The organism is Erwinia sp., from assembly GCF_031978025.1.
GTDB lineage: Bacteria > Pseudomonadota > Gammaproteobacteria > Enterobacterales > Enterobacteriaceae > Erwinia.
On sequence record NZ_DALZCD010000087.1, the window covers coordinates 1 to 8,100 of the forward strand.

Annotated in this window: 7 protein-coding genes; 5 read left to right on the plus strand and 2 right to left on the minus strand. The window is 55.2% G+C overall.

The features are described from left to right. Positions 1 to 1,075, minus strand: a 1,075-nt coding sequence (gene gppA / locus RTK32_RS09080; RefSeq protein ID WP_312043211.1) for a guanosine-5'-triphosphate,3'-diphosphate diphosphatase, incomplete at its 3' end; no start/stop codon positions are given. Positions 1,076 to 1,079: 4 nt separating this feature from the next. Next, positions 1,080 to 2,369 carry an ATP-dependent RNA helicase RhlB gene (gene rhlB, locus RTK32_RS09085; protein WP_312043213.1) on the minus strand — a complete coding sequence of 430 codons (1,290 nt, stop codon included), beginning with the start codon at positions 2,367 to 2,369 and terminating at the stop codon, positions 1,080 to 1,082. A gap of 117 nt (positions 2,370 to 2,486) precedes the next feature. Between rhlB and trxA the strand changes: the two genes are divergently transcribed. The 5 genes from trxA to wecB all read left to right on the plus strand — a co-directional run. Next, positions 2,487 to 2,819: a thioredoxin TrxA gene (trxA, locus tag RTK32_RS09090; RefSeq protein ID WP_125290733.1), complete on the plus strand. Its 333-nt coding sequence runs from the start codon at positions 2,487 to 2,489 to the stop codon at positions 2,817 to 2,819. A 408-nt stretch (positions 2,820 to 3,227) separates the two neighbouring features. After that, complete coding sequence (rho, locus tag RTK32_RS09095) at positions 3,228 to 4,487, plus strand: transcription termination factor Rho (protein ID WP_246762481.1); 1,260 nt, start codon at positions 3,228 to 3,230, stop codon at positions 4,485 to 4,487. Positions 4,488 to 4,797: 310 nt separating this feature from the next. Further along, positions 4,798 to 5,877 (plus strand): UDP-N-acetylglucosamine--undecaprenyl-phosphate N-acetylglucosaminephosphotransferase, encoded by a 1,080-nt coding sequence (gene wecA, locus RTK32_RS09100; RefSeq protein ID WP_312043217.1) that lies wholly within the window; start codon positions 4,798 to 4,800, stop codon positions 5,875 to 5,877. Between the two features lie 42 nt (positions 5,878 to 5,919). Then, positions 5,920 to 6,948, plus strand: coding sequence for an ECA polysaccharide chain length modulation protein (gene wzzE / locus RTK32_RS09105; protein ID WP_312043219.1), 1,029 nt, complete (start codon positions 5,920 to 5,922; stop codon positions 6,946 to 6,948). Between the two features lie 45 nt (positions 6,949 to 6,993). Beyond that, positions 6,994 to 8,100, plus strand: a 1,107-nt coding sequence (gene wecB, locus RTK32_RS09110; protein WP_312043221.1) for a non-hydrolyzing UDP-N-acetylglucosamine 2-epimerase, incomplete at its 3' end; no start/stop codon positions are given.

Sequence of the window (8,100 nt, forward strand, 5' to 3'; positions counted from 1 at the left end):
AGGCGCTGTTAAGCAGTTCCCGGCAGCGTTCGTCCAGCTTCCAGCTGTGGCTCAGCTGGCGGCAAAAACTTTCCGCCAGCGCGCGCACGCGTTCCGCCTGATCGAGATCAATCGCGAAACGACGCTGAACGTTATGCAAGGTACGACTGCGGATATCGCGATCGACCGGCAGCTTCAGCATACCGTATACCAGGCCTTCACGTAGCGCGCCGCCAGCCAGCGTCATGCTGCTGATATTCAACTCGGTAAAAATGGCGATCAAAATGGAAAGGCCGCTGGGGAAAACCAGCGCGCGCTCCAGCGTCAGCCCTTCGATTTCCAGCTCTTCCAGCTTGCCGCACTGAATGGCGCGCTGTTTCAGCTGCTGGAGCTTAGCAAGCGTAATGCGCTCGTCCATTCCCTGCGCCATCATGATTTCCTGCAGCGCCTGAACGGTGCCGGATGCGCCCACGCAAATTTCCCAACCCTGCTCGCGCAGTTTCGGGGCAACAGGGCGGATCATTTCGCTTGCCGCCTGTTCCGCCGCGTCGAAATTATGCTTGCCGAGGTGGCGATCGCCGAAATAGCGCTCCAGCCAGGTCACGCAACCCATCGGCAGGCTGAACAGGGCAACCGGCTGTGCGCCGCTGCCGGTCACCAGCTCGGTGCTGCCACCGCCGATATCGACCACCAGGCGTTTATCAGAGCCGCCGGTAGTGTGCGCCACGCCCTGATAAATCAGGCTGGCTTCTTCTTCACCGCTGATCACATTAATAGCACAGCCCAGGATATCCTGCGCTTTGTACAGAAATGTGCCCGCATTGGCGGCCAGCCGCAAGGTTGCCGTGGCGACCACGCGGATTTGCGCTGCCGGAATATCCTGCAGCTGCTCCGAAAACAGCGCCAGACATGCCCAGCCGCGCGCCATTGCTTCGTCAGAAAGACGGCTCTCGCTGTCCAGGCCGGCAGCCAGACGGACTTTGCGTTTGATGCGCGCAACGGTCTGGATACTGCCAGCCACCTCGCGCACCACCAGCATATGAAAGCTGTTAGATCCTAAATCTATTGCAGCATAAAGCGATGAGGCGCTGGGCATGGCATTAACCTGAACGTTTGCGGTTATTATTGCGCGGTGGGCCATTACGGCGCGGTCCGCCACTGCGGCGCGGGCCACTCCCCGTGCGGCTACGCGTCAGACGCTTGGGCGGCGGCAGATCGGTCATCAGCGCGTCGCTGTTGTAACGGCTTACGGTAATACTGTGGCCGATATACTCTTCAATCGCCGGCAGGTTCAGCGCATATTCTTCACAGGCCAGGCTGATGGAATGCCCGTTAGCCCCCGCGCGTCCGGTACGGCCAATGCGATGCACGTAGTCTTCCCGATCGTCAGGCAAATCGTAGTTAAAGACGTGCGTTACGGCAGGAATATGCAGCCCGCGTGCCGCCACATCGGTCGCTACCAGAATGTCCACATCGCCTTTGGTAAAGTCATCCAGGATACGCAGACGTTTTTTCTGCGCCACATCGCCGGTCAGCAGGCCGACGCGGTGACCATCAGCGGCCAGATGACCCCAGATATCTTCACAACGGTGTTTGGTGTTGGCGAAAATAATGGCGCGATCCGGCCACTCTTCTTCCAGCAGGGTTTGCAGAAGACGCATTTTTTCTTCATTAGAAGGATAAAAAAGTTCTTCTTTAATGCGGTGCCCGGTTTTCTGCTCCGGTTCGACTTCCACATATTCAGCGTTGTTCATGTTTTCGAACGCCAGCTCGCGTACGCGGAAGGAAAGGGTGGCGGAAAAGAGCATGTTTAAACGCTGGTTTGCCGCAGGCATACGGCGGAACAGCCAGCGAATATCTTTAATAAAGCCCAGATCGAACATCCGGTCGGCTTCATCCAGTACCACGACCTGGATCGCGCCCAGGTTAACATGATTCTGTTTAGCGTAATCGATCAGTCTGCCGGTGGTGCCGATCAGAATATCAACGCCGCTTTCCAGCACTTTCAGCTGTTTATCGTAGCCGTCACCGCCGTAAGCCAGCCCCAGCTTCAGGCCGGTCACCTGCGTGAGTGGCTCTGCATCAGCGTGGATTTGTACGGCCAGTTCGCGAGTCGGTGCCAGGATCAGCGCACGCGGCTGATTGACCTGACGGCCCTCCGGCGCAGGGTGAGAAAGAAGATGATGAAACGTTGACGTTAAAAACGCCATCGTTTTCCCGGTACCGGTTTGCGCCTGTCCCGCTACATCACGCCCGTTAAGGGTGAAAGGCAATGCCAACGCCTGTATAGGCGTGCAGTGATGAAACCCTTTATTTTCAAGGGCTTCAATGACCTGAGGGTGCAGGGCGAAGTCGGAAAACTTCTGTTCGGTTAAGTGTGTTTTGCTCATAGTGTGGTAGAATATCAGCTTACTATTGCTTTACGAAAGCGTATCCGGTGAAATAAAGTCAACCTAAGTTGGCAGATTTTACGCCAGGCAGCCAGGCATAATCTTTTGGAGTAAGACATGAGCAGCGATAAAATTGTCCACCTGACCGATGACAGCTTTGAAACCGACGTCCTGAAGGCAGAAGGCTTGACGCTGGTCGACTTCTGGGCAGAGTGGTGCGGTCCGTGCAAAATGATCGCCCCGATCCTTGACGAAGTTGCCGAAGAATACGACGGCAAGCTAACCATCGCCAAACTGAATATCGACGAAAACCCGGGCACTGCGCCGAAATATGGGATCCGCGGTATTCCTACTTTGCTGCTGTTTAAAGACGGCGAAGTGGCGGCGACGAAAGTGGGCGCACTTTCTAAAGGGCAGCTGAAAGAGTTTCTGAACGCGAACCTGGGCTAACCCGCCCAGCTGCGGTGGGCCATGCGCGCCCACCGCAGGCACACGCCTGTTCCCCTTTAAAGTTTTCTCTCTGTCCCGTTCATATTTTTAGCTCATCGCTAGACGTTTGCCATTGAGCGTGCTAACTTACTTTTACTGCATTACGCACTTACCTGTAGTTTGAATCTAATATTTACTCCTTGTTGAACACTGTTTTCCTCTGAATGTAACGAATGTTCAGCAATCTGACGGTTAGTATCCAGAATTTCCGGCACCTTGTCCTTACCGTCTCCCCGTATCGGATCCGCGTATTCCTGCACGCGATGGTCGGGAGTCTGACAAGAAAGCCATTAACAGGCATGGATTTTTCGCCATACCATTTGACGACAAACATTTCGAGATTTACCCCGAGTTTAAGAACCCACCATTATGAATCTTACCGAATTAAAAAATACGCCGGTTTCTGACCTGATAACTCTCGGCGAAAATATGGGGCTGGAAAACCTGGCGCGCATGCGCAAACAGGACATTATCTTCGCCATCCTTAAACAACACGCGAAAAGCGGCGAAGATATCTTCGGCGACGGCGTACTGGAGATATTGCAGGATGGATTTGGTTTCCTCCGCTCTGGAGACAGCTCCTACCTCGCCGGTCCCGATGACATCTATGTATCCCCCAGCCAAATTCGCCGCTTTAACCTCCGCACTGGTGACACCATCTCCGGCAAGATCCGTCCGCCGAAAGAAGGCGAGCGCTATTTTGCCCTGCTGAAGGTTAATGAAGTTAACTATGACAAACCGGAAAATGCCCGTAGCAAAATCCTGTTTGAAAACTTAACGCCACTGCACGCTAATTCGCGTCTGCGCATGGAGCGCGGTAATGGTTCTACTGAAGACTTAACCGCACGCGTGCTGGATCTGGCTTCGCCAATCGGTCGCGGTCAGCGTGGTCTGATCGTGGCACCGCCGAAAGCGGGTAAAACCATGCTGCTGCAGAACATCGCGCAGAGCATCGCCTACAACCACCCTGACTGTGTGCTGATGGTGCTGCTGATTGACGAACGTCCGGAAGAAGTTACCGAGATGCAGCGTCTGGTGAAAGGCGAAGTTATCGCTTCTACCTTCGATGAGCCGGCCTCCCGCCACGTGCAGGTTGCTGAAATGGTGATCGAGAAGGCCAAGCGTCTGGTTGAGCATAAAAAGGATGTCATTATCCTGCTGGACTCCATCACGCGTCTGGCTCGTGCCTACAACACCGTGGTTCCGGCTTCCGGTAAAGTCCTGACCGGTGGTGTGGATGCGAATGCCCTACACCGTCCAAAACGCTTCTTCGGCGCCGCGCGTAACGTGGAAGAGGGCGGCAGCCTGACTATTATCGCTACCGCACTGGTCGATACCGGTTCGAAGATGGATGAAGTCATCTACGAAGAATTTAAAGGTACGGGCAACATGGAACTGCATCTGGCGCGTAAAATTGCCGAGAAGCGTGTTTTCCCTGCTATCGATTACAATCGTTCCGGTACGCGTAAAGAAGAGCTGCTGACCAGTTCTGAAGAACTGCAGAAGATGTGGATCCTGCGCAAAATCATCCACCCAATGGGTGAGATCGACGCAATGGAATTCCTTATCAACAAGCTGGCGATGACCAAAACTAACGATGAATTCTTCGACATGATGAAGCGTTCGTAAATCGGCTGGTCTGCTGGAAAGAGAGGGTTGAGCGATCAACCCTCTCTTTTTTTGGGCTGTTTTTGTACGAAACCCCAGCAGAGGCCGGAAAAAGAAGAAAACTCGGGGAACGCCGCGCTCAGACGTGGCGTTTTTCGTTTATGGGCTATACGATGTTGCCACTGGAGAATTAAATTAAAGGTGCAATGGGCAGGAAATCGGGCGGTCAGGCTGAATTTCCCCCGAGGCACAATGGACATCAGAATCCGACAGCGAGTTATGGCACAGAAATTGCTATAACACTGGGATTCTTAGCAGAGAGCTGGTTAATGTGAATTTACTCAATATGAGTACGGAGCTTGCTTTAATATTTTTGTTTTCGCTGGTGTTTCTGTTCTTCGCCCGTAAAGCAGCCAAGAAAGTGGGGCTTGTGGACAAGCCCAACTACCGCAAACGTCACCAGGGCGTGATTCCTCTGGTTGGCGGCATCTCTGTTTTCGCCGGCATCTGTTTTGGTTTCGCCGTAACCGATTACTATATTCCCCATAGCCTGCTTTATCTGAGCTGTGCAGGCTTGCTGGTGCTGGTCGGGGCACTTGATGACCGCTTTGATATCAGCGTGAAGATACGCGCCTGCGTTCAGGCAGGTATCGCCGTGGTGATGATGACCATAGGCAAACTCTATCTGCTCAGCCTGGGCTTTATTTTTGGCCCCTGGGAACTGATCGTCGGGCCTTTCGGCTACGTGCTGACGCTGTTTGCGGTGTGGGCCGCCATCAACGCTTTTAACATGGTAGACGGTATCGATGGCCTGCTGGGCGGGCTTTCCTGCGTTACCTTTCTGGCGATGGGCATCATTCTGTTCGCTGATGGTCAGCAAAGTCTGGCGATGTGGTGCTTTGCCATGATCGCCGCCATTATCCCCTATATCCTGCTTAATCTTGGCGTATTCGGCCGACGTTATAAGGTTTTTATGGGCGATGCGGGCAGCACGCTGATCGGCTTTACCATTATCTGGATCCTGCTTGAAGCGACCCAGGGACAAAGCCATCCCGTTACGCCGGTTACGGCCCTGTGGCTGATCGCTATTCCGCTAATGGATATGATCGCCATTATGTATCGCCGTCTCAGCAAGGGCATGAGCCCGTTTTCGGCCGACCGCCAGCACATTCACCATTTGATCATGCGCGCTGGCTTCACTTCGCGGCAGGCCTGCTTTCTGATCACGCTGGCGGCCGCGCTGCTGGCCGGCGTGGGCGTGCTGGGCGAATCGCTCAGCTTTGTGCCGGACTGGCTGATGCTGGTGCTGTTTTTGCTGGCGTTTATGCTGTACGGCTACTGTATCAAACGTGCGTGGCGCGTGGCGCGAATGCTGAAAAGAGTTAAAAGAAGGCTGCGCAAAGCCCGCTAGAGTCGTTTTGGACCTCTTTACCCTGGACAAGGAATATCATGTATGACGCATCCTGACGTTGCAGAGAACGAGCTGGATATTCGCGGGCTGTGCGGCGCGCTATGGCGAGGAAAGCGGTGGATTGTCGGCAGCGCGCTGCTTTTTGCCCTGATGGCCTGGCTCTGTTCGCTGCTGATCACGCCAAAATGGAGCACCACAGCGGTTACCGATCGTCCCACCGTCAATATGCTGGGAAATTACTATTCGCAGCAGCTGTTTTTAAACAGTCTGGACAGCCGTACCAGCAGTACACCTGTTGCCGCGCCCGCTATTGCGGATGAAGCGTATCAGGAATTTGTGATGCAGCTTGCGTCATACGATACGCGTCGCGAGTTTTGGCTGCAAAGCCGCTATTACAAACAGCGGCAGAGCGGACAGGCCCGCGACGACGCTGCCCTGCTTGACGAGCTGATTGCCAATATTCAATACCAGCCGGGCGACGCGGCAAAAAGCCTGAACGACAGCGTCAGGCTGATTGCGGAAACCGCACCAGCGGCCAACACGCTGCTGCGTGAGTATGTCGCTTTCGCCGGTAAGCGCGCCGCACAGCATCTGAACGCCGAGCTGGTGGGGGGCTGGGCTGCTCGTGCTCAGCAGCTAAAAGCACAGGTACAGCGACAGGAAGCGGTAGCAAAAGCTATTTACGACCGTCAGATCAATAGCGTGCAGCAGGCGCTGAAAATTGCCCAACAGCAGGGCTTCGAGCAGGCGAAGACCAGTACCCCTTCCGAACAGCTGCCCGACTCCGAGCTTTTTTTGCTGGGGCGCTCCCTGTTACAGGCCCGGTTAGAGAACCTGCAGGCCAGCGGGCCGACCTACGATCTGGACTATGATCAAAACAGAGCCATGCTGAGCACGCTGAGCGCCGGGCCAAAGCCGGACAACGCTTTCCAGACCTGGCGCTATCTGCGCACGCCGGAAGAGCCGGTGAAGCGCGACAGCCCTCGCCGCCTGTTTATGATGATCATGTGGGGTGCCGTGGGCGCGCTGGTTGGTGCGGGTACCGCTTTGATTCGCCGACGTCGCGGTTAAGCGCCGATTTATAGTTACCTGACAGACGAAGGAAAGAGAACAACAGTGAAAGTATTAACTGTTTTTGGCACGCGCCCGGAAGCGATCAAAATGGCTCCGCTGGTTCATGCACTTGCCCAGGATGGCGAGATAGACGCGCGTCTGTGCGTGACCGCCCAGCATCGTGAGATGCTGGATCAGGTACTGCAGCTGTTTGCTATCGTTCCCGATTATGATTTGAATATCATGCGGCCCGGCCAGGGACTGACGGAAATCACCAGCCGTATACTGGAAGGGCTGAAAAGCGTGTTTGCAGAGTTCAGGCCGGATGTGGTGCTGGTACACGGCGACACCACTACGACGTTCGCAGCCAGTCTGGCGGCTTTTTATCACCAAATTCCGGTTGGACACGTTGAGGCCGGGCTGCGGACGGGCGACCTTTACTCGCCGTGGCCGGAAGAGGCTAACCGCACGCTGACCGGCCATCTGGCGACCTGGCACTTCCCGCCGACCGAAACGGCGCGGCAAAATCTGCTGCGCGAAAACCTGCCCGCAGCACGCATGTTTGTGACCGGCAACACGGTGATCGACGCGCTGTTTTGGGTACGCGATCGCGTTTTAAGCGACGAGCAGCTGCGCAACAGCCTGGCGACACGCTACCCCTTCCTGGCTGCGGATAAAAAACTGATTTTGGTAACGGGCCACCGTCGGGAAAGTTTCGGTGACGGTTTTGAGCGCATTTGCAGCGCGCTGGCAGACATTGCCCGCCGTCATCCGGAGGCGCAGATTGTTTATCCTGTGCACCTTAACCCTAACGTCAGCGAGCCGGTCAACCGCATCCTTAGTGATATCGACAATGTGGTACTGATCGAGCCGCAGGAATATCTGCCGTTCGTCTGGCTGATGGACCGGGCCTGGCTGATCCTGACCGATTCCGGCGGCATTCAGGAAGAAGCGCCCTCGCTGGGGAAACCGGTGCTGGTAATGCGCGATACGACCGAACGTCCGGAAGCCGTCGATGCCGGGACCGTCAGGTTAGTCGGCACTGATACACAAAAAATCGTTCGTGAAGTCACGCGCCTGCTGACGGACGAAGAAGCTTACCAATCAATGAGCCGCGCCCATAATCCTTATGGCGACGGTCTGGCCTGTGAACGCATCGTGCAGGCCCTT